Source organism: Mesorhizobium sp. ES1-1, from assembly GCF_020164785.1.
Classification (GTDB): domain Bacteria; phylum Pseudomonadota; class Alphaproteobacteria; order Rhizobiales; family Rhizobiaceae; genus Mesorhizobium.
Genome location: NZ_JAIUGX010000008.1, coordinates 251,934 through 275,483, shown reverse-complemented (window position 1 = coordinate 275,483; position 23,550 = coordinate 251,934). Strand labels below are relative to the sequence as shown.

General features: G+C 63.1%; 23 protein-coding genes. 11 read left to right on the top strand and 12 right to left on the bottom strand.

Annotated elements, in window-relative coordinates; genetic code table 11:
• Window positions 1-13: 13 nt before the first annotated feature.
• The gene (locus LB513_RS16150; RefSeq protein WP_224664484.1) at window positions 14-1,468 is read right to left on the bottom strand and encodes an MFS transporter; all 1,455 of its coding nucleotides are present in this window, start codon (window positions 1,466-1,468) and stop codon (window positions 14-16) included.
• Window positions 1,469-1,597: 129 nt separating this feature from the next.
• Here LB513_RS16150 and LB513_RS16145 point away from each other — a divergent pair, with 129 nt between their 5' ends.
• Entirely contained in the window at window positions 1,598-2,509 is a 912-nt protein-coding gene (locus LB513_RS16145) for a LysR family transcriptional regulator (RefSeq protein ID WP_224664483.1), read from the top strand.
• Here LB513_RS16145 and LB513_RS16140 read toward each other — a convergent pair.
• Complete coding sequence (locus tag LB513_RS16140) at window positions 2,496-3,914, bottom strand: PLP-dependent aminotransferase family protein (protein ID WP_411962711.1); 1,419 nt, start codon at window positions 3,912-3,914, stop codon at window positions 2,496-2,498. The genes LB513_RS16145 and LB513_RS16140 overlap by 14 nt on opposite strands.
• Before the next feature lie 105 nt (window positions 3,915-4,019).
• On the opposite strand from LB513_RS16140, the gene LB513_RS16135 reads away from it, so the two are divergent.
• Window positions 4,020-4,883, top strand: coding sequence for a DMT family transporter (locus LB513_RS16135; RefSeq protein ID WP_224664482.1), 864 nt, complete (start codon window positions 4,020-4,022; stop codon window positions 4,881-4,883).
• Window positions 4,884-4,898: 15 nt separating this feature from the next.
• Here LB513_RS16135 and LB513_RS16130 read toward each other — a convergent pair whose 3' ends face one another.
• The 3 genes from LB513_RS16130 to LB513_RS16120 all read right to left on the bottom strand — a co-directional run bounded on the left by LB513_RS16130 (window position 4,899) and on the right by LB513_RS16120 (window position 7,426).
• On the bottom strand, window positions 4,899-5,477 hold the full coding sequence (locus tag LB513_RS16130) for a hypothetical protein (RefSeq protein ID WP_224664481.1): 579 nt from the start codon (window positions 5,475-5,477) through the stop codon (window positions 4,899-4,901).
• A gap of 124 nt (window positions 5,478-5,601) precedes the next feature.
• On the bottom strand, window positions 5,602-6,642 hold the full coding sequence (locus LB513_RS16125) for a zinc-dependent alcohol dehydrogenase family protein (protein ID WP_224664480.1): 1,041 nt from the start codon (window positions 6,640-6,642) through the stop codon (window positions 5,602-5,604).
• An 82-nt stretch (window positions 6,643-6,724) separates the two neighbouring features.
• Complete coding sequence (locus LB513_RS16120; RefSeq protein WP_224664479.1) at window positions 6,725-7,426, bottom strand: fumarylacetoacetate hydrolase family protein; 702 nt, start codon at window positions 7,424-7,426, stop codon at window positions 6,725-6,727.
• A 170-nt stretch (window positions 7,427-7,596) separates the two neighbouring features.
• Here LB513_RS16120 and LB513_RS16115 point away from each other — a divergent pair, with 170 nt between their 5' ends.
• Entirely contained in the window at window positions 7,597-8,280 is a 684-nt protein-coding gene (locus LB513_RS16115) for a response regulator (protein ID WP_224664478.1), read from the top strand.
• A 34-nt stretch (window positions 8,281-8,314) separates the two neighbouring features.
• Here the strand turns inward: LB513_RS16115 and LB513_RS16110 are convergent, their stop codons facing one another.
• Complete coding sequence (locus LB513_RS16110; RefSeq protein ID WP_224664477.1) at window positions 8,315-9,655, bottom strand: hybrid sensor histidine kinase/response regulator; 1,341 nt, start codon at window positions 9,653-9,655, stop codon at window positions 8,315-8,317.
• 14 nt (window positions 9,656-9,669) lie between these two features.
• Window positions 9,670-10,854 carry an FIST signal transduction protein gene (locus tag LB513_RS16105; RefSeq protein WP_224664476.1) on the bottom strand — a complete coding sequence of 395 codons (1,185 nt, stop codon included), beginning with the start codon at window positions 10,852-10,854 and terminating at the stop codon, window positions 9,670-9,672.
• A gap of 248 nt (window positions 10,855-11,102) precedes the next feature.
• On the opposite strand from LB513_RS16105, the gene LB513_RS16100 reads away from it, so the two are divergent.
• The 4 genes from LB513_RS16100 to LB513_RS16085 all read left to right on the top strand — a co-directional run bounded on the left by LB513_RS16100 (window position 11,103) and on the right by LB513_RS16085 (window position 16,096).
• Entirely contained in the window at window positions 11,103-11,603 is a 501-nt protein-coding gene (locus LB513_RS16100; RefSeq protein ID WP_224664523.1) for a (2Fe-2S)-binding protein, read from the top strand.
• A 120-nt stretch (window positions 11,604-11,723) separates the two neighbouring features.
• Complete coding sequence (locus LB513_RS16095; RefSeq protein ID WP_224664475.1) at window positions 11,724-14,075, top strand: xanthine dehydrogenase family protein molybdopterin-binding subunit; 2,352 nt, start codon at window positions 11,724-11,726, stop codon at window positions 14,073-14,075.
• 11 nt (window positions 14,076-14,086) lie between these two features.
• Window positions 14,087-14,884, top strand: a complete 798-nt coding sequence (locus LB513_RS16090; RefSeq protein ID WP_224664474.1) for an FAD binding domain-containing protein — start codon at window positions 14,087-14,089, stop codon at window positions 14,882-14,884.
• A gap of 186 nt (window positions 14,885-15,070) precedes the next feature.
• Window positions 15,071-16,096 carry an acyltransferase family protein gene (locus LB513_RS16085; protein ID WP_224664473.1) on the top strand — a complete coding sequence of 342 codons (1,026 nt, stop codon included), beginning with the start codon at window positions 15,071-15,073 and terminating at the stop codon, window positions 16,094-16,096.
• 30 nt (window positions 16,097-16,126) lie between these two features.
• Here LB513_RS16085 and LB513_RS16080 read toward each other — a convergent pair whose 3' ends face one another.
• From LB513_RS16080 to LB513_RS16070, 3 genes are all read right to left on the bottom strand, one after another.
• On the bottom strand, window positions 16,127-16,624 hold the full coding sequence (locus tag LB513_RS16080; RefSeq protein WP_224664472.1) for a GNAT family N-acetyltransferase: 498 nt from the start codon (window positions 16,622-16,624) through the stop codon (window positions 16,127-16,129).
• Entirely contained in the window at window positions 16,621-17,379 is a 759-nt protein-coding gene (locus LB513_RS16075) for a copper homeostasis protein CutC (RefSeq protein ID WP_224664471.1), read from the bottom strand. The genes LB513_RS16080 and LB513_RS16075 overlap by 4 nt, the downstream gene beginning before the upstream one ends.
• A gap of 115 nt (window positions 17,380-17,494) precedes the next feature.
• Window positions 17,495-17,926, bottom strand: a complete 432-nt coding sequence (locus LB513_RS16070) for a cupin domain-containing protein (RefSeq protein WP_224664470.1) — start codon at window positions 17,924-17,926, stop codon at window positions 17,495-17,497.
• 526 nt (window positions 17,927-18,452) lie between these two features.
• On the opposite strand from LB513_RS16070, the gene LB513_RS16065 reads away from it, so the two are divergent.
• Window positions 18,453-19,601 carry a calcium:proton antiporter gene (locus LB513_RS16065; RefSeq protein WP_224664469.1) on the top strand — a complete coding sequence of 383 codons (1,149 nt, stop codon included), beginning with the start codon at window positions 18,453-18,455 and terminating at the stop codon, window positions 19,599-19,601.
• A gap of 79 nt (window positions 19,602-19,680) precedes the next feature.
• Here the strand turns inward: LB513_RS16065 and LB513_RS16060 are convergent, their stop codons facing one another.
• Window positions 19,681-20,601: a LysR family transcriptional regulator gene (locus LB513_RS16060; protein WP_224664468.1), complete on the bottom strand. Its 921-nt coding sequence runs from the start codon at window positions 20,599-20,601 to the stop codon at window positions 19,681-19,683.
• Between the two features lie 109 nt (window positions 20,602-20,710).
• Here LB513_RS16060 and LB513_RS16055 point away from each other — a divergent pair, with 109 nt between their 5' ends.
• Window positions 20,711-21,463, top strand: a complete 753-nt coding sequence (locus LB513_RS16055) for an SDR family NAD(P)-dependent oxidoreductase (RefSeq protein ID WP_224664467.1) — start codon at window positions 20,711-20,713, stop codon at window positions 21,461-21,463.
• Between the two features lie 124 nt (window positions 21,464-21,587).
• On the opposite strand, the gene LB513_RS16050 is transcribed toward LB513_RS16055, so the two are convergent.
• Window positions 21,588-22,481, bottom strand: coding sequence for a DMT family transporter (locus LB513_RS16050; RefSeq protein WP_224664466.1), 894 nt, complete (start codon window positions 22,479-22,481; stop codon window positions 21,588-21,590).
• Window positions 22,482-22,637: 156 nt separating this feature from the next.
• Here LB513_RS16050 and LB513_RS16045 point away from each other — a divergent pair, with 156 nt between their 5' ends.
• Window positions 22,638-22,802, top strand: coding sequence for a hypothetical protein (locus tag LB513_RS16045; RefSeq protein ID WP_224664465.1), 165 nt, complete (start codon window positions 22,638-22,640; stop codon window positions 22,800-22,802).
• Window positions 22,792-23,385, top strand: coding sequence for an SOS response-associated peptidase (locus tag LB513_RS16040; RefSeq protein ID WP_224664464.1), 594 nt, complete (start codon window positions 22,792-22,794; stop codon window positions 23,383-23,385). Before LB513_RS16045 ends, LB513_RS16040 begins: the two co-directional genes overlap by 11 nt.
• Window positions 23,386-23,550: the final 165 nt, after the last annotated feature.

Below are 23,550 nucleotides of genomic sequence, written 5' to 3'. Positions count from 1 at the left end.
CGGGCACTTATCTTCAGGAAGAATCGCCTTGCGTTACGGTGCCTGCCGAGAGGAGCGCGAGGACCAGCGCCAGCACGGCCAGGGCCGTCGCGACCTGGAAGGTGACGTGCATTCCCTGCGCCGCGGCCGCCGAACTCAAGACATCCTGACCGATGCCGTGCCGCCCGCCGGCGGACCCGGCGGCGAATATTGCGCCCATCAGGGATGCGCCGGTGATCAAGCCGAGATTGCGTGACAGGTTGAGGAGGCCCGATACGACGCCTCTTTCGCCGGCGCCGACACGGCTCATGACGGCTGCATTGTTGGAGGTCTGGAAAAGGGCGTAGCCGAAGCAGGTGATGGCGATGGGAACGACATAGCCGGCAATGCCAAGCCTCGTCATCGCCAGCGACAGCAGAAATGTGCCGATGCCGAGAGCGAACAGGCCAACCGCCATCATCCTTTGAGCTCCGAAGCGATCGGCAAGCCGCCCGGCCAGCAGCGCCGACAGGGCCGAGACGAGCGGCCCCGCCGACAGCCCCACCCCCACCATGGCGGCATCGAGCCCGAGCCCCCGCGATAAATAGAACGGGGCCACCACCAGGGTCGCCATCATCACGGTTGCGACGATGAGGTTCATGGCCAGACTGGCGCTGAGCCGCGGATCCCTGAAGCGGCCAAGCTGGACCAGGGGAGTTTTCGCTTTTCCCTGGGCGATGGCGAAAAGAACCAGGCCGAGAAGGGTAGCGGCGAGGAGGCCGATGTTGAGTGCGCCAAACTTGCCCCGGCCGAGCGTCATGGCCAATGCATAGGCGGCCAGCGTCATTGCCAGCAGGACGGTGCCCATCGCGTCGAACTTGCCTGAGGCGGGCTGTGCGTTCTTGTCGCCCGCAGGCAGGCCACGCCAAGCGAGCGCGAAGGTCAGAAGGCCCAATGGGACGTTGACGAGAAAGATCACCCGCCAGCCGAGGCCGGCGATCAGCAATCCACCGAGCGAGGGTCCGAGTGTCGTGCCAATGGCCGACATGGCGCCGAGCAGGCCCATGGCGCTGCCGGTCCGGTCCTTGCTCACGGTCTGCGCGACAAAGGCCAGTGTCAGCGACATCATCACCGCCGCGCCAAGCCCCTGCAGGGCACGCGCGGCGATCAGCAGCCAAAGCGTCGGGGCCAGCGCGCACAACAGCGACGCCAATGTGAACAGCGCGATGCCGCCCAACAGCAAGGGGCGACGCCCGAGCATGTCGGCCAGCCGCCCGGCACTGACGATCAGCGTGGTGATCGCAAGCAGATAGGCCAGCACCACCCATTGCACGGCCTGGAACGATGCCCCGAACGTCTGCATCAGCGACGGCAGGCCGACGCTGGCGATGCTTGTGCCCAGCGACGACAGCAGTGTGGCGAGCGACAGACTTGCCAGCGCCGAGACGGCGGATGAGTTTTCCTGTGGGGCTGAAATCGGCCGATCCCGATTTTGCGTGGCGACTGCCATGGCGATCTCCTTTCCGTTTGCCCCGGAAGCGGAGCTGTCGGAGATCTAATCCTGCCGCTGATATGGCGGAAGGCGCAGCATTTGCATCATAATCGTGCATCAGACGCCATCTCATGTTAGGACCTGTCCATGACATTGCCCGATCTCAACCTGCTGTTCGCCCTGGACGTTCTGCTGGCCGAAGGCAGCGTGGCCCGTGCCGCGCGCCGTCTGCGGCTCAGCCCCTCGGCGATGAGCCGGACGCTGGCGCGGCTGCGCGACGCGACTGGGGATCCCTTGCTCGTGCGTGCCGGGCGAGGGTTGGTGGCGACGCCACGCGCGGAGGAACTGCGCCGGCAGGTCGGCACCGTCGTCCAGGACGCCGAGGCGCTGCTGCGGCCTGTAAGACTGCTCGACCTCTCTCGGCTGGACAGGATCTTCACGCTGCGCACAAATGAGGGCTTCGTCGAGGAGTTCGGGCCTCGTCTGGTCGCCCGCGTCGGGGTTGATGCGCCAGGAGTGCGGCTGCGTTTCGCGCCTAAGTCTGACAAGGACATGATGTCGCTGCGCGACGCGGCGATCGACCTTGAAGTCGGCGTCGCCGGTGAAACCGGGCCTGAAGTCCGTATCCAGGCGCTGTTCCGTGACCGCTTCATTGCCGCCGTGCGAGAGGGCCATCCGCTGGGGGAGGGCGTGGTAACGCCCGAACGTTATGCGGCGGGCCGCCACGTCAGTGTGTCGCGACGGGGCCGCGAGAGAGGGCCGATCGACGAGGCCCTGAGCGCGCTTGGGCTGCAGCGGACTGTTGTGTGCATGGTTTCCGGTTTCTCGGCCGCACTTGCAATGGCGCGCGCATCCGACCTGATCGCCAGCGTACCGGAGCGGCACACCGAAGGAGCGCGTGCAGGAATGCACAGCTTTGCGCTGCCCGTCGCCACCATGGAAGTCACCATCTCGATGCTCTGGCATCCGCGCCTCGACGCCGATCCGGCGCAGCGCTGGTTACGCGAACGCGTCCGGGAAGTTTGCTCGGCCTCACGACGTACAATCAACGCGACATAGCGGCTTCCAGCACCCTGAAAATCCGCTCGTCTGCGCACTGGGCCACGTTGAAGCGCAGGAAGCGACTTGCCGTTCCCGACAGGCTGAACGCGTTACCGGGCGCGAGCACGACATTGTCGGCCAGAGCGCGTCGCGCGATCTCTGCCGCATCCACTCCATCGGGGAGGCTGCACCAGAGGAACAGGCCGGCAGGCTGGTCGATCCACGGCGTGATGCCGATGGACTTCAGCCGGGTGCCGGTCTCCGCCATCGTGCGGGCGAGTTTCACGCGCAGCAGATCCATATGTTTGCGGTAGCTGCCGTCCTTCAGAAGGGTCAGCACAAGGTCGGCCGCCAGCCGTCCACCGCCGAATGTCGTGGCGATCTTGAGGTCGGTCAGCCCCTCTATCCAGGCGCGGGGCGCGGCGATGAAACCACAGCGGACCGAGGCCGACAGCGTCTTGGAGAAACTGCCGATCTGGACGACCCGGTTCAGGCCGTCGAACGCCGCCAACCGGGGCGCGGGCGCATGTTCGAAATCGGCGAATATATCATCCTCGATGATGGTCAGATCCGATTGTTCTGCCAGTTTCAGCAACCGGTGCGCGGTGACCGGCGACAGGACCGAGCCCGTCGGATTGTGGATGGCGGAATTGGTGATGTAGAGGCGCGGCCGATGTTCGGCCAGCGCCTGCGCGAACAGGTCGATATCCGGCCCGGAACGTGTGTAGGGAACGCCGACGACCTTGGCCCGGTGGGCGCGCAGCAAAGCGTGGAAGTTGAAATAGCAGGGATCGTCGACCAGCACCGCATCGCCGGGCTCGATGAGGAACCGACAGAGAAGGTCGATGGCCTGGGTGCCCGATTCTGTCAGCATGATCTGTTCGGGAGAGGCTTCGATGCCATGTCCTGCCAAGCGTCGCGCCAGCAGTTGGCGCAGTGGCGGCAGGCCAAGCGGGGTGCCGTAGTCGGCAAGCGCGACATCATCTGCCCGCGCTGCCGTGCGCAGTGCCCGGCGCAATGCCGCTTGCGGCATCCACGAGGCCGGTAGCCAGCCGCAGCCGGGCTTGAGCATCTTGTCACCTGCCTCGAGCGATTGGCGCGAGACCCACAGAGGATCGATGGCACGGTCCAGCCGGGGGCCGATCTCGGCCAGCGACAACGGCGCTAGGGATCCGGCCGCGTAAAAGCCGGATCCCGGTCGGGAGCGGATCGCGCCTTCGGCTGCAAGGCGTTCATAGGCTTCGACCACGGTGGATTTCGATACCTGCATGGATTTGGCGAAGGCGCGGATGGAAGGCAATCGAGCGCCCGGCGGCAGGCTGCGCGCCGCGATCCGCTGGCGAATGGTCGCCATGGTGTTTTCGACCAGAGTCGGGCTGAGCAGGGTTCGCCCGCTGTCGGTTTCGAAGGCCGCGCTTGTCATCTGTACTGCTCTGATGTCCATTACAGTTTCACGGAATTGTACTCCATTGTCTCTGGTCGCGCGACGGCTATCCGGGCCATGGAGGGCCAGAACATGGAGCCTGGAATGGACAAGACCGCGAGCGGTTGGCTGAACGGATTCGTCGGGGTTTTGATTTTCGCGGGATCGCTGCCAGCGACACGCGTTGCGGTGATGGATTTCGACCCGGTATTCCTGACGTCGGCCCGAGCGGCGATTGCCGGATTGCTAGGCCTGGCAATGCTGCTCCTGTTCCGGCAGAAACGTCCTGAGCGCGGCGACCTGCTGTCCCTGGTGATCGTGGCGCTGGGCGTGGTTGTGGGTTTTCCTTTGCTCACCGCCTTGGCGCTCAAGCACGTCACCTCGGCCCACTCGATCATCTTCATCGGCCTGTTGCCGCTGGCGACCGCGATCTTCGGCGTGTTGCGCGGCGGTGACCGGCCGAGGCCTGCGTTCTGGCTGTTCTCATCCATCGGCAGCGGGCTGGTCGCCAGCTTCGCGCTGACGCAGGGCATATCGGCCTCACCAGTCGGCGACGGCCTGATGCTCGCCGCCGTGATCGTCTGCGGTCTCGGCTATGCGGAGGGCGCTGCTTTGTCGCGCAGGCTCGGTGGCTGGCAGGTGATCTGCTGGGCGCTGGTGCTGTCGCTGCCGATCATGCTGGTTCTGACCTTTGCGACGCTGCCGCCATCCTTTGCCGGCATTGGCCCGCACGCCTGGATCGGTCTTGGCTACGTCTCGCTTTTCAGCATGCTGATCGGCTTCGTCTTCTGGTATCGCGGCCTGGCGCAAGGCGGCATCGCCGCCGTCGGTCAGTTGCAATTGCTGCAGCCCTTCTTCGGCCTCGCGCTCGCGGCGACGCTGCTGCACGAAAAGGTCAGCCCCCTGATGATTGTCGTTACGCTCGGCGTGGTGGCGTGCGTGTTCGGGGCGAAGAAGTTTGCTCGGTAGGCATCGCCGCCATGCTCACTGAGGCGGCTTGCCTACATACGCCGATCCTGGGCATTCGGAGGAATCTGCAACCTGTTCTCGGTCTTCGTAACGCTTGACGAATTTGCGGCCTTTCCACTCAAAATCCTGGCGTACGCAGACGGGATTCTCGGAAGGCTCGACCCAGGCAACCCTCATCAACCGGCTTGCCAAATGGTATTCAAGGTCCAACTGGTAACCCCCCGGTATCCAAAAGAGCTGACCGGTGCGCATATCAATCATGCGCGCGGCGATGCAGGCGTTACCGCAATTGACCAAAACAACCGAGAAATGGCCGGCGAAATCCGCTCCATGTTTCAGTGCTTCGCGAATATCCGGCTTGACTGCCTGCGCCCACGAATCGTTAGGGTGGATCTGGATGTTCTTCGCAGGCTTCCTTTGAAAGATTTTCGCCGGAAAATCCTCAAATCGAAGAGTCGATTCCGTTGCCGCTGGTGCCTTTAAAGACGAGGCAGTCTGACTTGGCGCTTTGCCTCCATTGACAGGGTCACTGTCTTGCGCCCGAGCACTAAGCGTAAGCCACAGCATAAAAAGACAGGGCAGAAAGAGTCTCATTTTTCCCTCGGCCACGCCAACTGAGAGAGACAGCCTGTGGTTGTGCCGGCACCTTCATCTACTTAGGATTGTATTTGTTTTTCCGCCGGTTGTAAAGTGACCAGGTCTGGTTTTCCGATTGCTATCAGAACTTCGTCACCACCCCGATGCCGATGCCCTCGAAGCCGCCCATTGCCATCAACGCCACCGGCGCCTCGTCGAGGCTGATCTTCTTGCCGACCAGCAGCTCGGGTTTGAGCTTGCCGGTGCGGATCATTTCCATCATGGCCTGATAGCGGAATGCCTGCATGCCGTGGCTGCCCAGGATTTCAAGCTCGAAGGCAATTATCTTGCTCATCGGCACCGAAGCCTTGGCATGCTCGCCAAGCATCAGCCCGACCTGAACGTGGCGGCCGCGCCGGCGCAGGTTCGAGATGGAATTGAACGATGTCGTCGGATGGCCGAGCGCGTCCATCGACATGTGCGCGCCGCCATTGGTGATCTGCTTGACCGCCTTGACCACGTTCGGCGTTGTGGACGCATTGATGGTTGCGACGGCGCCGATCTTGCGGGCAAATTCCAGCTTCTCCTCGGTCAGGTCTATGGCCACGACATTGGCGCCCATCGCGCTCGCAATCATGATCGCAGACAGCCCGACGCCGCCGCAGCCATGCACGGCCACCCATTCGCCGGGCGTGACGCGGCCCTGGTCGACAATGGCGCGGAAGGAAGTGACGAAGCGGCAGCCCAGGCTGGCGGCGGTCGCGAATTCCATCTCATCGGGCAGGCGCACCAGATTGGTGTCGGCAAAGTCGATCGCAACATATTCGGCAAACGAGCCCCAGGCGGTAAAACCGGGCTGAAACTGATGTTCGCAGACCTGGTGGTTGCCGGAGGTGCATTCGAAGCAGTGTCCGCACCCGCCGACGAAGGGGACGGTCACACGGTCGCCCGCCCTCCAACGGGTCACGCGCCCGCCGGCGGCAACCACAACGCCGGCCAGTTCGTGGCCTGGCACGTGCGGCAGCGTTATGTCGTCGTCATGGCCCATCCAGCCATGCCAGTCGCTGCGGCATAGCCCCGTCGCTTCGACCTTGATGACGACACCATCGGCGGCCGGGTTCGGATCGGGTACGCTCTGGATCGTCGGCGGTTCGCCGAATTTCTCGAAGACGACGGCTTTCATCGGCAACACTCCTGCGCTGGAGGGAGAAACGATAGTCGATTCCCCTTCCGGTGCGCGTATGACAAAGGCAGGACGATATCGATCATGCGTTACTCGGCTGGCCGATGGTTAGTTCGATCGTGCCGATACCCTCGACGCCACCGCTGATCGTGTCGCCGGCGCGAACAGCACCGACGCCGGCCGGCGTGCCGGTGAAGATCAGGTCGCCGGGCTGAAGCTCGACCGCTCCGCTGCAGATCGACACGATGTCAGCGATCGGCCAGATAAGCTCGGCAAGATCGCCCTCCTGTTTTACCGCGCCGTTGACCGCGAGCCAGATGCGGCCTTTATCCGGATGTCCCGATTTCGCGGCCGGAACCAGTGCGCCGCAAGGTGCGGATTGATCAAAGGCCTTCGACCAGTCCCAGGGACGCGCCGCCTTCTTCGCCTGGTCCTGCAGGTCGCGGCGCGTCAGGTCGACGCCGACGCCATAGCCCCAGACATGACCGAGCGCATCCTCGCGCGCAATTTGGAAGCCTGCCTTGCCGATGGCGACGACCAGCTCGATCTCGTAATGCAGATTCGAAGTGAGCGGCGGATAGGGGATTTCGACGCCGGAATCGACCACCGCGTCGGCCGGTTTGGTGAAGAAGAATGGCGGATCGCGCTCGTCATTGCCGAATTCGCGCGCATGCGCGGCGTAGTTGCGGCCGACACAGAAAATGCGGCGGACGGCGAAGCGCTCCGTCGAACCCGCGAGAGCCACCGAGGGTGTCGCGGGCGGGGGAAGGACAAACTCTGTCATGCGTCATCTCTGCTCAAGCTCGGTCGCCGGCACCTTCGACCGATTTCGGCCTCCGGGCAAGGCAGGGCGTTCGATCAGTCCCCCACGACCAAGGTGGTGATGTACTATTTGGCAATAATCTGGGCATGGTCGAAGGATTATCCTGCGCGCCACGCACCGAAACGAGCCCCATGTCCGCAGCCAATGATAGCGCCCGGTTCCTGATCATCGACGACCATCCGCTGTTTCGCGAGGCGCTGCACAGCGCGGTGCGGATGGCCTATCCCGAGGTGGACACGGTCGAGGCGCGTTCGATCACCGAGGCGCTCGATCTGCTGGGGGGCGTCAAGCCATTCGATCTTGCGCTGCTCGACCTCAGCATGCCCGACGTGCATGGTTTCGAAGGCCTGCTTCAGCTTCGGACCCGTTACCCGCGCCTGCCGGTGGTCATTGTTTCCGGGCATGAAGAGCCTCGGATCATCTCCGAAGCATTATCCTACGGCGCCGCCGGCTTCATTCCGAAATCCTCGCGCAAGAGCGATCTGGCCAATGCGATCCGCTCGGTGATGGAAGGCGCCGTCTATGTGCCTGAGACCTATGAAGTCCAGCCGCCGGACGCCAAGAGCACCGACCGCGCCGACATGGTGCAGCGCCTCTCCACGCTGACGCCGCAACAGCTGCGCGTGCTGCAGATGCTGCGCCAAGGCCTGCTCAACAAGCAGATCGCCTATGAACTGCAAGTCGGCGAGACAACGGTGAAGGCGCATGTCTCCGAGATCCTGCGCAAGCTCAACGTCTATAGCCGCACACAGGCTGTGATCGAGGTGTCGAAGCTGGACAATGCGGAGCTGTTTCGCGATCAGGCGGGGTTTTGATTTCCAGGTCCGCCCAACAAGGGTGGCGTGGACGTCAAGCCAGCAGATGCGCCAGCAGTGCGCGCAGCTGCGCTGGCTTCACCGGCTTGCGCATCAGCTCGATGCCGCTCGCCCGGGCAACCTTCGCGACCGACTCGGAACTGTCGGCGGTCACGATCAGCGCCGGCACGGCGCGGCCGAGATAGTCGCGGACCTCAATTATGGTTGCGGTGCCGAGATCGCCGCCGTCTAGATGCTGGTCGGCAATGACGATGTCGGGCACCCAGTCGGTGTCGCCAAGCAGGTCCAGCGCATCCTCGGTCGAGGTCGCAGATCGCACCAAACATTGCCAGCGCTCGAGCAGGAATGTCATCGCCCGCAGCACCTCGGCATCGTTTTCGACCAGCAGCACCTTGGTGCCGAAAAGACCGTAGCCGCGCGGCCGCTCCAGGTCGGAGAGGCGAGCTATCGAATCGGCCGGGACACCAAGGCCGACGGGAACATCAATATGGAAGATCGTGCCGCGCCCGACCTTCGATGAAAACGTCACGGGGTGGCCGAGCGCACCGGCCATGCGGCGCACGATGGCAAGCCCCAGGCCGAGGCCGCCGCTCTCCATCTCGGCGCTGCCCGGCGATGTGCCACGGTGAAATTCTTCGAACACCGCTTCGCGCTGGTCGTCGGGAATGCCGCAGCCGGTGTCGGCGACGTCGATGCGGATAGTGTCGCCGCGATGCCTGGTGCCGACAAGCACGCCGCCCGAGCGCGTGTATCCAAGCGCGTTGGAGAGAATGTTCTGCAGGATGCGGCGCAGCAACGTCCGGTCGGAGCGGACCGAAGCATTGACCGGCCGGAACTTCAGCGACAGGCCCTTGATTTCCGCCACGGGCTGGAAATCCGAACGCAGTGAAGAAAACAGCGCTTCGAGGCTGACATCGCCGATTTCCGGCCGCACCACGCCGGCGTCGAGCTTGGAGATGTCGAGCAGGGTGCGCAGCAAGTCTTCCATCGTCTCGAGCGAGCGCTCGACCTGCCGCACCAGTTTCCTGCCCTCGTCGCTGGTTTGCACTTCGGCGAGCGCCGAGACCGACAGGTGGGCTGCGTTCAGCGGCTGCAGCACGTCGTGGCTGGCGGCGGCGAGAAACCTGGTCTTCGACAGGTTCGCCAGTTCGGCGTTTTCCTTCGCCGCGCTGAGGTCGATGTTCGATTGTTCCAGCCGCCGCAACGTGGAATGCAGTTCCTCCGTGCGCGTGCGCACCCGATTTTCCAGGGAGATCGCGGTTTGGAACAGCGAAAAGGCGTTGCCTTGCTGGTCCATCGAGCGCTCGACGCGGCTGACCAGTGCGGCATTGATCTTCTTCAGCTTCTCAAGATCGTTTATGTCCCTGAGCGGCATGGTGTTGCGCTGGCCTATTCGGCCGCTTGCCGGTCGCCGAAGGCGATGCCGGTGAACGTCTGGTTGAGGTGCATCGACCGGTACTGTTCGCCGTAGGTGCCGAAGCCGATGACGTTGTTGACCCGGTAGAGCTCTGAAATATCGCGGAAGACCTGGCGGTTGCGCGCGTCCAGGCGACGCAGCACACAGTCGAAGCCGAGGATCATGTCGATGCCGCCAAGCCTCTCCTCGACATCGCGCAGGGCGGCGCGCGTCGATTCGACCATGTCCTTGGGTTGGGCGATCGACAGCACCACGCCATCATCAATGGCGCAGAAGAATGACAGCGAGCCATCCTCGTGCATCTTCTGAATCGAGCGGCAGTAATATTCGCCGCCGACCTTCACGACCACCGGATGCGAGGCGAAGCTGAGCGGCGTGAGGGTCCGGGGCAGGATGCCGACCGCTGCGGAATATTCCTCCGCGGCATTGGTGGCGTTGAACTCGCGCACGATGCGATGGTCGGGATCGGATGCCGTCACCACCAGCTTCTCTTCGGTGGGAACGAAATTGTCGGTCTTGAAGACGTGAAACGGAATTTCCGTTGATATCAGCACGATTATGGCGCTGTCGGAGGTGACCCTGCCGTTCGCGATCAGGCGCGTGGTCTCGAATTTCAGGTCGTCGCCGGCCGAGCCGCCGATGAGCGGTATGCCGTCGAGGCCCCAATGGATAGCGGAGCTGACCGCCTCCTCGGCATAGGAGAGACCGTCGATGAAGCAAAGCGCGAACATATCCTTGGCCGGATCGTAGCCGAGGCGAGCGCGCAGCTGCCGCCGCAACGCGTCGACTTCTCCGGTGATCCTGTCCATGCCCGAAGACGACAGATTGTCGACCATCACGCTAGCGGCGGCAAAGGCCGGGGAAGGGAGGAGCACGGCCAGCACGTGGCCATCCTCGAGACCTTCAGGTGTGATTTCGCCTGCGGTAGAGCAGCCCGCATATTCGAGTGTTGGCGCGTGGTTTGCGAGTGCCCTGGAGAGGGCGCCAGCCTCGATCAGGCTCTGGGAAAAGAACAGAAGGGCGAAGCCGGCGTCGATCGCCGCTGCTTCCGTCGCAATCGCCCTGGCAAACGCCTCCATGTCGGGCTCATCCGTCGTGAGCGCCGACAGGCCGCATGCATAGCGCGTCCGGGAACTGGCCAGCGATGTCCTCCGCATTTCCTCAGACGCTGTTTTTATGCGCGTCAGGCGCGCGGGCGTCGGGCGCCATTGTTGTCTTCAATCGGCGTTTTGGCAATGGGGGCGATCGGTGGACCTGCCCCGGTCCAGCCATGATCGAAAGTACAATCCGTGGCGTTTTCGGCGCGCTGTTTTTTGTGCGTTATGCAGTGTACGAATGAAGAATGGCCGATGCTCGCACTTGCGTCGGCAGCGTGATGACCAAGGTCGATACCCAGGGAGGATTCATGTCGGACGTGTCGTTGACGGTAAACGGGAAGCAGGTGAGCGGCGTTGCCGAAGACCGAACGCTTCTGGTTCATTTCCTTCGAGAGAATCTCGGCCTTACCGGCACGCATGTCGGTTGCGACACGTCGCAATGCGGCGCCTGCGTCGTCCACGTCGACGGCCAGGCGGTCAAGTCCTGCACCATGCTTGCCGTTCAGGCCTCGGGCTCGACGGTGCTGACGATCGAAGGGCTGGCCAATGGCGCCGATCTGCACCCGGTGCAGGCGGCGTTCAAGGAGCATCATGGGCTGCAATGCGGCTTCTGCACGCCGGGCATGATCATGACCGCGACGGACATGATCAACCGCCATCCCGAGGGCCTGGATGAGGCAACCGTGCGCGCCGAGCTCGAAGGCAATATCTGCCGCTGCACCGGCTACCACAACATCGTCAAGGCGATCCTCGCCGCATCAGACACGATGTCGAAGGGTGTGACGGGCAAGGACAGGCAAGCGGCTTGAGGACATGAGCGAGCAGCGAATAGCGATCATTCAGGGTCTGTGCGACTAGCTCGCTTCGGTCTTTCGCTGCTGCCTATTCCTACTTGCTACTCACTATTCGCTTTTTCGGGAGGACGTCTAATGGGCATTGAAGGTGTTGGCGCTCGCGTAGCGCGCAAGGAAGACAAAAGGTTCATCACCGGCGCCGGCCGCTATGTGGACGACATGGTTGTGCCCGGCATGAAGCATGCCGCCTTCGTTCGCAGTCCGCACGCGCATGCGCAGATCACGAATATCGACGTCACGGCGGCGCAAGCCATGCCCGGCGTCATCGGCGTCCTTACCGGCAATGAACTGAAGGCCGACGGGATCGGCAACCTCATCTGCGGCTGGATGATCCACTCCAAGGATGGCTCGCCGATGAAGATGGGGGCATGGTCGCCGCTGGCATTCGACCGCGTCCGCTATGTCGGCGATGCCGTCGTCATCGTCGTCGCCGAGACCAAGGGGCAGGCGCGCGACGCCGCCGAGGCGGTCGAGGTCACCTACGAGGAACTGCCGGCCGTCGTCGACGCCTCGAAGGCGATGGACGCCGGCGCGCCGCAAATACATCCGGAGGCCGATAACAATCTGATCTTCGACTGGGACATCGGCAACGCCGACGAGACGACGGCGGCCTTCAAACAAGCTGCCCATGTCGTCAAGATGGACATCATCAACAACCGGCTCGTCCCCAACGCCATGGAGCCGCGTGCAGCGCTCGGCCACTACGACAAGGCCGAGGACCATTACACCTGCTGGACGACATCGCAGAATCCCCATGTCGCGCGGCTGGTGATGAGTGCCTTCTACAATGTCGCGCCGGAGAACAAGCTGCGTGTTATCGCCCCCGATGTCGGTGGCGGCTTCGGTTCCAAGATCTACATCTATCCCGAAGAGATCATCTGCCTGTGGGCGTCAAAGAAGACGGGCGTGCCGGTAAAGTGGGTGGCTGACCGGACGGAGAGCTTCCTTACCGATGCGCATGGTCGCGATCACCATACCCATGCCGAAATGGCGTTCGACGAGAACCACAAGATCTTGGGGCTGAAGGTCGAGACGCAGGCCAATCTCGGCGCCTACATGTCGCTGTTCTCATCGGCGACACCGACCTACCTCTACGCCACGCTGCTGTCGGGCCAGTACAACATCCCGGCCATCCACGCCAATGTGAAGGCGATCTACACCAACACTGCGCCCGTCGACGCCTATCGCGGGGCAGGGCGGCCGGAAGCGACCTTCGTCATGGAGCGCATGATGGAGACAGCGGCGCGCCAGTTCGGCGTCTCCCCCGCCGAACTCAGGCGCAAGAACTTCGTTACCTCGTTCCCGCACCAGACGCCGGTCATCATGTGCTACGATGCCGGCGACTATGCCGCATCGCTCGACGCGGCCATGAAGGAGGCCGACTATGCCGGCTTCCCCGAACGCAAGGCGGCGGCTGCCAGGAAAGGCCTGCTGCGCGGCATCGGCATGAGCTGCTATATCGAGGCCTGCGGCATCGCGCCGTCGGCGGCAGTCGGCTCCCTCGGTGCCGGCGTCGGCCTCTGGGAATCGGCTGAGGTGCGCGTCAATGCGGTCGGCACGATCGAGGTGCTGACCGGCTCGCACAGCCACGGCCAGGGCCATGAAACGACCTTCGCGCAGTTGGTCAACGAGCGCTTCGGCGTGCCGCTGGATTCGGTCTCCATCATCCATGGCGACACCGACAAGGTGCAGATGGGCATGGGCACCTACGGGTCGCGCTCGGGCGCCGTCGGCATGTCGGCCATCGTCAAGGCGCTCGACAAGGTCGAGGCCAAGGCCAAGAAGATCGCCGCCCATCTGCTCGAGGCCGACGAGGGCGATATCGTCATCGAGAACGGTGCGCTGAAGGTGGCCGGCACGGACAAGAACGTGCCGTGGTTCCAGATGGCGCTCGCCGCCTATACCGCGCACAATTTGCCCGGCGGAATGGAGCCGGGTCTGAAAGAGACAGCCTTCTACGATCCGTCGAATTTCACCTTCCCGGCCGGCTGCTATATTTGCGAGGTCGAGATCGATCCGGAGACCGGGACGACGGAGATCGTCCAGTTCGTCGCCGCCGACGATTTCGGCAACATCATCAATCCGATGATCGTCGAAGGACAGGTGCACGGCGGATTGGCGCAGGGCATCGGCCAGGCCCTGCTGGAGGGAGCGCACTATGATAATGGCGGCCAGCTGCTGACCGCAAGCTATATGGACTACACGATGCCGCGCGCTGGCGACCTGCCGTCGTTCAAGGTTTCGACCTCGAACACGCCGTGCCCGGGCAATCCGCTCGGCATCAAGGGCTGCGGCGAGGCCGGCGCCATCGGCTCACCCCCGGCGGTGATCAACGCCATCACCGACGCCATCGGCAGCAACGATCTCGCAATGCCCGCATCGCCATCCACGGTCTGGGCAGCGATCCGCGCAACGACCAAACACTGAGGAGGAATCAGATGTACTCAGTCAACTACCACCGCGCAGCCACGGTCGCAGACGCAGCCAAGATGATCGAGAGCGGCGACGCCAAGCTGCTTTCCGGCGGCATGACGCTGATCCCCGCCATGAAGACACGTCTGGCGGCGCCGTCCGATCTTGTCGACCTGGCCCGGATCAAGGAACTGCAAGGCATTACCGTGGCGGGCACGACCGTCACCATCGGTGCCGGGACCACACATTACCAGGTTGCGAACGATCAAACGCTGAAGAAGGCCTGCCCTGCTTTCTCGCATCTGGCTTCGCTGATCGGTGATCCCGCGGTACGCTACAAGGGCACGATAGGCGGATCGATCGCCAACAACGATCCGGCGGCCGACTACCCGGCGGCGCTGCTGGCGCTTGGCGCCACCATCGTCACCAACACGCGCGAGATCGCCGCCGAGGCGTTCTTCACGGGCCTGTTTGAGACCGCGCTCAATGAAGGCGAGATCGTCACAGCGGTCCGCTTCACCGTGCCGGCCAAGGCGGCTTATGAAAAGTTCCGCAATCCCGCATCGCGCTACGCCATCGTGGGCGTGTTCGTGGCTCAGGGCAATGACGGCGTGAGAGTCGCCGTCACCGGGGCCGGCGACAATGGTGTCTTCCGCGCCAAGGAGATCGAAGCGGCGCTGGCCGGGAATTTCGATACGGCTGCGCTCCAGGGCGTCATAATGTCGGCAGGCAATTTGATGAGCGACATACACGCTTCCGCCGACTATCGCGCCAATCTGATCATGGTGATGGCCAAGCGGGCGGTGAAGGCTGCCAACGCCTGAATGCTGGCGATTCCAAACAAGAAAGGAGCCGTCGAGGCTCCTTTTTCGTCGGCTGATCCCTGATCTCGCACTTGCACAGAAACATGCTGCGTTGCAGTATGGCCCCTGGGCGGGGATATGCGGGGTAGGTTCCGAGCGCACCGTTCGTTTCGAACCCTTCGCGTTGTCCTGTGCGAAGGTGAAGGCATGACCGAAGTTTCCGTGGCGCCTCTTGTGCCTCACCAGCCCATCGTCGCCGACGCAGCGTCACGGACCAGGCTCGCCTACCTCGACGGCTGGCGCGGCCTGTCGATCGCACTGGTCCTGATCGGCCACTTTTTTCCCGTTCCTGGCATCAACTTCGGCGTCATGGGCGTCGAATTCTTCTTCGTCCTCAGCGGACGGCTGATGGCCGAAATCTTGTTCATAGAGCGCAATCCGCTCAAGACATTCTTCAAGCGCCGCTTTTCAAGGATTTATCCCGCGCTCCTGGCCTACGTCGTCGTCGCCATGATTGCGCTCTCCGGCACATTTGTCGCCTTCAAATGGAAGGCGGCGCTCACGGCGCTGACATTCACCTACAATTATGCCGGTATTCTGGTGGCCCGCGCCGGCGCGCTCGACCATATCTGGTCGCTCTGCATCGAGGAGCATGCCTATATCATCCTGGCTGTGATCAGCGTCGTCGTCGCAAGTCGCCCCAGGGTCGTCCTGCTTTTGCTGGTGCTGGCCGGGCTCGCGATGGCAAACGGCGCGGTTTCGTACTGGCTGTTCGGCCTCGATTACGAGTCCACCTATTGGCGCACCGATGTGCATATCGCGTCGATTCTGCTGTCGGCGTCGATCTGCCTCCTCAAGGCGGATGGAAGACTGCCCGCTGCCCTCCGCGGCAAGCAGGTGGCAGTGCTCGCCACGATCCTCGCGGTTGCGCTGTTTCTCGACGCTGTGCCAACGCCGGTCCATTATCTGCTTGCCGTGCCGCTGCTGGCGCTGGCCGTCAACGCGCTTGATTTCAGTCCCCGGCATGTCACCGGTGTCCTGTCGTCCTGGCCGATGACAATGCTCGGCCTATGGTCCTATTCGCTGTATCTGTGGCAGCAGCCCTTCTACAAATTCGTCTACGAGCAAGGCAGCAATTCGTGGCTCATGCTGGCCGGGGCCTTCGGCTGCGCGCTCTGCAGCTACTATTTCGTGGAGAGGCCGGCCCGCTCCTGGCTGAACCGCAATTGGTGAGCGATGCCATTGTCCCGCCCGGCGGTCAAATTAGGCCGGCAGCGATCTCGCATAATAGCGCACCGCCTTCTTGCCGCCATGAATAACCGCGTCGCCGATCTCGGCAAAACCGAGAGCGGCGTGAAAGGCGTCTGACGCCGGATTAGGCGGGTCGCTGTTGACCTCGCATGTGACCAGTGTTTGCCCGGCGCGGGCGGTGTGATCGAAGAGATCCTGGTACAGGCGGCGGGCGTGGCCGCGGCCGCGAGCTCGCGCCGCCACAACCACGCGATCGACATAGACGAAGCGGCTGTAGCGCTCACGGAACCACAGGAAATTCGGGCTGTCGTATTGGGCATCCTGGTCGAAGGTCATGATGAAAGCTTCGACATTGCCGATTCTGCGGGCGTAGAACGCCTGGCCGAGCAGGACGTTGAGCCGTTCGGGCTCAAGCCATGAAAGTTCGGCCGCGTGATCGTTGTTGAGCGCAAGGATCGCCGCCTCGTCCCCGGCCGATACAGGGCTGATCGGAGTGGCGGCCGAAATCATGCCTTGGCCGCCTTGATGGTGGCGCCGACGAGATCGATGTCGGTCACTGTGTTGCGGTACTCCCGGTCGAGGTCCGAGCCTCCCATGCCGACATTGGGGTTGCGGTAGATCATCGCGCTCGGCACATCCTTGAGCGCGGCAAAATGCATTTCGACCAGCCCTGTCTTGGCGCGAATTCCCGCGATCGTATGGAGATCAAGCCCGCCGCAGCCCAGGATGATGATGCGGTCGCCAGCCAATCGTACCAGATCCCCCAACAGTGACACGCCCTCGACAGCCGTGTCGCGCTGCCCGCTGGTCAGCACGCGGCCGACCTTGCAGCGGATCAGCGCTTCGAGCGCCTCGAACGGGTCGCGTGTCATGTCGAAGGCGCGATGGCAGGTGACGTTCAAGGGCCCGGCGGCTTGGGTCAGCGCGGCCATGCGCGCCTCGTCGACGGTACCGTCCGGGTTCAGGCAGCCGAACACCACGCCTGGCACGCCAAGGTCGCGCAGGGCGGCGACATCGTCGAGCATCGAGCGGTATTCGGCTTCGCTGTAGAGAAAGTCGCCGCCGCGTGGCCGCACCATGACGTGAAACGGTACCGTCGCCTGGTCGAGGGCGGCGCGGACCGTGCCGAGGCTCGGCGTAATGCCGCCTTCCATCAGGCTGGCGCACAGCTCGATCCGGTCGGCGCCCGCGGCTTGCGCGGCCAGGAGGCCATCTATGCCTTCGACACAGATTTCGATCAGCGGTGGGCGGGTTTGGGTGGTCAAGGGGAGGTCCAATCCATGATGTGTTCGCCAGCCCTAGCATCGGGCCGTTTGACGCGAAAGCGTGAATTGTGGGACGCCAACCAGGCAGGAGTTGTGCCGAACGAGCGCTCGCCGTTTACTGACGCAGTTCCGTGTTCTTGGCGCCTTCCTCGACCTGATCGATCACCAGCAGCTTGACCGGGCTATCGCCGATGTTGGTGGCTTGGTGCCACTGGCTGATCATCTCGATAATGAAATCACCGGTCTTGTAGGTGTTGCTGTCGCCGCTTTCGACATTGGTGACTTTCAGCGTTCCCGCCTCGACATAGGCATAGCGCGGGAAGGGGTGACGGTGCACCGGCAAGGTCGCCCCGGGCGCGATGTCATAGGTCGAAACCAAGACCTGGACGTTCTTCCCCGGCAGGGTGATCTGCTGGCCCGAGGCGGTGGTCGTGCGGGAAGCCAGCGGCGTGACGACCACGGCAGTGCTGGTGCTGTCCAGCGCCAAGGCGGGGCCTGCGCAAAGGGCCGCCGTAAGCAACAGCGAGGACGCCAGGATTTTTCGCATGATTCCCTCCAGGAAAGGGCGAGCATCGCGCGCCGGCAGGCTGCGCGCAAGGGCGCCCTAAGCGCCAGCCCGGCGCCGGCCGGCTCCATATGCGAAATTGTTGCGTGCCGGGCAGAGTGGATGCTGTCCGTTCCGCCGTTCATCCGGCTTGCGGCTGAGGGAGCCGCGATCGGTGGATCGGATGCCGGTGTGGCCACAGGCAGTGGGACACCCATGGGGATGAAAAATGGCCGGCGTCATTGGGGTGGGAGCTAGGATGATGGCGCCGGCCGGGCGAATCAGATCCGCCGCAAGAGCAATCTAGCAATGGTGGCTCCGTTGCGTATGGCGTGATCGCGTAACCGGCACTCAGCAGACGATGATCGGTTACCTCCTCGGTACTGGTCATGCCCGGCATGTTCGTGCTCTTGTCGGTTTGAGCGGCAAGTCTCCAAAGGCCCGCAGAGGCTTCACGGGCCCGGGAAGCCAGCCATTGGCGACGATCTTTTTGAGGTGAACCCTTGGACAGGCAAACGGACCGAACGTCATGATCGCTCAAACTGAGGCGACCGACGTGAAAAAGCGGCCGGCCGGAACGGGGCCGGTTCGGTCGGCGATGCGGCTTCTTCCGGCCGGCACTTTTGTTCTGGCGGCGGTGTGCCAATCGGGTCTGTTGCCACTGGACGATTTGGGCTTCTCGGCTAGGACTGTCCTGTCGTTGCTCGCGGCATGCCTGGTGTTCGTGACGGTGTTCATGGTGCTGCGCAACGCCGAAGCGGTCGCGCACCACGTCGGAGAACCATATGGCACGCTGGTTCTGACGCTTGCGGTCACCGCTATCGAAGTCTCCGTCATCATCTCGATGATGTTGCATGGCGAGAACAATCCGACGCTCGCGCGGGAGTCGGTTTTCTCGACGGTGATGATCGTTTGCACCGGCGTCGTCGGCGTGTGCCTGACCTTCGGCGGTTGGCGGCACCTGCATCAGGACATCATCCGCCAGGGCACCAGCAGCTATCTGGGCGTGATGATCGCGCTGACGGTGCTGACGCTCGTCTTGCCCAACTTCACCTTGACGACGAGCCCCGGCACCTTTTCGCCGCTGCAGCTGGCGTTCGTCAGCACGCTGTCGCTTCTGCTCTACAGCGCGTTTGTCTTTGCCCAGACGGTGCGCCATCGCGGCGACTTCGTGGGTGATGTCGATTCGCACCATGAGGATGCTGCAGATGCGGCGGCCGAAGCACTTGCGCCCAACATCGTGCTGCTGGTGCTCGGCCTCACCGGCATCGTGCTGCTGACCGAACTGATCGCCGGAAGCATAGAGGATGGGTTGGCGGCGCTGCGGGTCGCGCAGAGCGATGCGATCGTCGGCGCCTTCATTGCCACGCTTGTGCTGATGCCCGAGGCCGTCTCCGCCATAAAGTGGGCGCTCAGGAACGACCTTCAGCGCAGCATGAATGTCGCTCTGGGGTCCGCCTGCGCCACCATTGGCCTGACGATCCCCGCCGTGTCGGCCGCCAGCCTGATTACCGGGAGAGGACTGACCCTCGGACTTGAATCCGGCGACACCGTGCTGTTGCTGCTGGCGCTGGCGATCAGCGTCATATCCTTTGGGACCGGCCGCACGACCGTTCTCACCGGCCTGGTCCATCTGGTCGTTTTCGGCGCCTATCTGTTTCTTATTTTCGTGCCGTAGCTCACGGGCGCGTCACGTCTCCGCCCTGGGATCAGAGTGCCGGCTGGCTGTCGGCGCGACCGCCGACCGGCCAATTCCATCAGCCAAGGGTGCGGCCAAGCTCTGCCGGCGACAGTTCCGGAAATTCCTTCGCCATATGGTCGATGAGGGCGCGCACCGCTGGCGGCAGTCCCCTACGGGTCGTGAAGACCAGATGGACGATACCTTCCTTGCTGCGCCAATCCGGGAAGATGCGGACGAGCCGTCCCGAGGCCATATGCGATGCGCAAGCATGGTCGGGCAGGAAGGCCACGCCCAGCCCGTCCGAAGCCGCATCGCAGAGAAGGGCATAGTCCGCGCAGCTAATGCGCGGCTCATGGCGCAGCACATGGGTCTCACCGTCCTGGTGCTCGAGGGTCCAGATGATCTCGTGCGCGTCATCGCTTGATCCGAGCGTAGGCAGGGCAGCGAGTTCGGCTATATCGGTGCCAAGGCTGCTCGCCATCTGTGGGGAAGCCACGAGGATCCATCGCGAACGTCCGAGCGAGCGCATGGTGAGGGAGGCGTCGCTCGTCAGTTCGCGGCGCACGCGAAGGGCGACGTCGATACGTTCTTCAATGAGGTCAACGGCTCGATCCGTCACGATGAGCTGGAGTTGCACTTTTGGGAAACGGGAAAGGAACCCCCGGATCACCGGCGACATCGCCTTGACCAAGTTGCGCGGGCAACTGATGCGAATGCGTCCGTGTGGCTCGGCCTGCGCCTCGGCGACCAGCGCTTCGGCACGATCCGCCTCCAGCATCATGGCGCGGCAGCGCTCGTAGAAGGTCTGCCCGATCTCGGTGACGCGGAAGCGTCGGCTGGAGCGCTCTATGAGCCGTACGCCGAGATGGGCCTCCAATGCGGAGATTCGGCGGCTCAGCTTCGACTTCGGCTGCTGCAGCACCCTGCCGGCAGCGGTGAAGCCGCCATGGGCGACCACCTGGGCGAAATAAACGTAGTCGTTGAGGTCGTGGCGCATCGTTCCTCCGGTGGAACGCTATGTGCCACATCTGCTCTCTGTAAGCAGCATCGTTCTCTTCACATCTCCAGACCTGTCGCGGACAGGCCGCCCAACGAAGGAGAACGCAATGAACAGATTCCAGAACAAGGTTGTAGTGGTGACGGGAGGCACGAGCGGCATCGGCCTTGCGACTGCAAGGGCGTTCTCGCAAGAAGGAGCCTCCGTGTTCATCACCGGGCGCCGGCAGGATGCGCTGGATGCGGCGGTGCAGTCGATAGGCGGCCGCGTGACGGGTGTGCAGGGCGACATGGCAAATTTTGCCGATATCGACCGCCTCTACGATGCCGTCCAGCAGCAGCACGCGCAGATAGACGCGGTCTTCGCCAATGCCGGCGGCGGTGAGTTCGCCCCTCTCGGCGCGATCACCGAGGAGCAATTCGACCGCACTTTCGGCACTAACGTGAAGGGCACGCTGTTTACCGTGCAGAAGGCCCTGCCGCTGCTGAAAGACGGTGGCGCAATCGTGCTGACTGGGTCGACAGCAGGCAGCGAGGGAACAGCCGCCTTCAGCGTCTACTCCGCGAGCAAGGCTGCAGTGCGCAACTTCGCCCGTAGCTGGATACTCGACCTGAAAGACCGCCGCATCCGGGTGAACGTCGTCAGCCCCGGCGCGACGCGAACGCCCGGACTTGTCGGGCTTGCGGGCGACGATGCGGAAAAGCAGCAGGGTCTCCTGGACTACTTCGGCACGCGCATCCCGCTTGGGCGGGTCGGCGAGCCGGACGAGATCGCCAGGGCTGTGCTGTTCCTTGCGTCGGATGAGGCAAGCTTCGTCAACGGGGTAGAACTTTTCGTCGACGGCGGTCAGGCTCAAATCTGAGTTCGCGACAGTCCGGGTGTGGGAGTGTTGATGGCTCTTCCCACGCTCGGACCGCTTCGCTTGGCGATTTCCGCGAGGAGCCCGATCTGAGACTTCCTATTGGCTTGCGTGAATGCCGACGGTGTCAGTTCGTTCGTGAAGCAGTGTACGCGCCAGTTACGATCAAAAGGGCGCCGACGATGGTCATCCACGATATAGATGCCACGCCGAATGCGGCGAGCAGGAGAAGGCTGACAAGCGGCGTCAGGTACGCGATGCCCGAGATCGTTGCGGCATGGCCGCTGCGGCTGGCCCGGTCCCAAAGGGCGTTGGACAATGTCAGTGGTGCAACTCCGATTGCAGCAATGGCCAGGCACTGCGCGCCGGTGAGGGATACGGGCTGCTCAAAGATGGCGTGCAGCACCATGCAGATGGCGCCGATAATCCCCATGGATGGGCCAATGACATCATGAGGTTCCTTGCCAAGAGAACGCAGCGCGGCGTAGATCGCAAAACTGAGGCCACTCAAAAAAGCAAGCGCTAGCCCGAGCAAGTCAAAGCCGTGGGAAAAGGTGGGGCCGATTGCCAGCGCGGCACCAAGGAACGCTGCAAGAATACCTCCCCACTGACCGACCATCAATGGGCTTCGGTGTGCCGCCGACAGGATCAACACGAGAAGGATTGGCCAAAGGTAGGCAATGACGTTCGCCTCGGCAGGCCCGATGCGAGGCATAGCCATCAGATACAGGACATTGTTCACCAGCAATCCCACTGTGACGAGCAGGATTGTCCGTGGCGAGGTCCGGACGAATGCTCCAATGTGCCCCGAGGCGGCCGCTCGAGCTACCGAAACAGAGAAGCCGACTATCGACGCTAGCGACAGAACCAGGAATGGAGGCGCTGGTCGCGCCCATATGGCCAGGGTTGGCCAAGTTGCCCACATCAGAACAGCCCCGACAGCTAGCGAAGCGGCGCGAGCTCTTGGCCCGAATGGCGGCAGCCTGACAAATTCCTGCCATGCGCGAAAAACTAGGATCATGAATATCCTGCCGGATAAGCCTCAGTTTGCTGCGCACATCCTATCTCATTCCAGGCAGGCGACTAGACCCTTGTAAAGGCTATGCGATCACCCGTCGGGCGAGGAGGGATTTCCGCGAGGAAGGAACCCAGGGCCAGTGTTGTGATTTGTTTAGCAATGAACACGATTGGCAGTAACTTCATCGACCGTTGGATGGAGGACAATGTTCCTGAACAAGCTGCGTCGGATATTATCACGGTCGCCAAGGCCGCGCCAAACGGGCTCCAAGCAGCCGCTTGGGCGATAGTCATCGGCGATGGAGCGCCTGGATATGTGCAATGACTACGAGCAGCATGTCGCATGGGGTGAATATTGCCGGGCGATGGCGTCTCTTGCGCTGAAAATGCCGGCACACCAGACCGAACTCGATTTGCCGCAGGCGGACGATGTCCGCATAAACGACCCAGCGCCGATCATGCGCGCCGATGGCGATACCGTCGAGCTCGCCTCGATGACGTTTGGATTTCCGCCGTCCGGCCCCAAGGGCGGGCCTGTCTTCAACTTCCGCTCCGAAGGTCGACAATTCGGGAACAGCAGACGCTGCCTGATCCCGGCGTCGGCATTCTTCGAATTCACGGGCACGAAGTATCCCAGGGCCAAGCATCGCTTCACCCTCCACGGCGCGCCATTCATGGCGATTGCCGGCCTTTGGCGCGAGGGCGCCGGCAACAAGCCGCCGACCTTCACCATGCTGACGACGCAGCCTGGGCCGGATGTCGCGCCCATCCACAGCCGACAGATCGTGGTGCTTCGGCCTGAAGACTGGGCGGCTTGGCTCAACCTGACGAAGCCCGAGGCTGAACTTCTACGGCCGCTCCCAGCCGGCTCGCTGTCGGTCGAAATGGTGCGTCCGGAGCGCACCTGATCGGCTTCGTCAGGGCGTATTGAGAAGCCCGCTTCCGCGGCAGATCGGGCATGTCATTAAACCGCCTTTGCATTGCCTGCGGCGCTTGCCGGCGGGACAGCACGCGCCTTGAGCTTCCTGCCTCTCGCTGCACTGAACGATCTTGCCCAAGCCCAGGCACCGTTG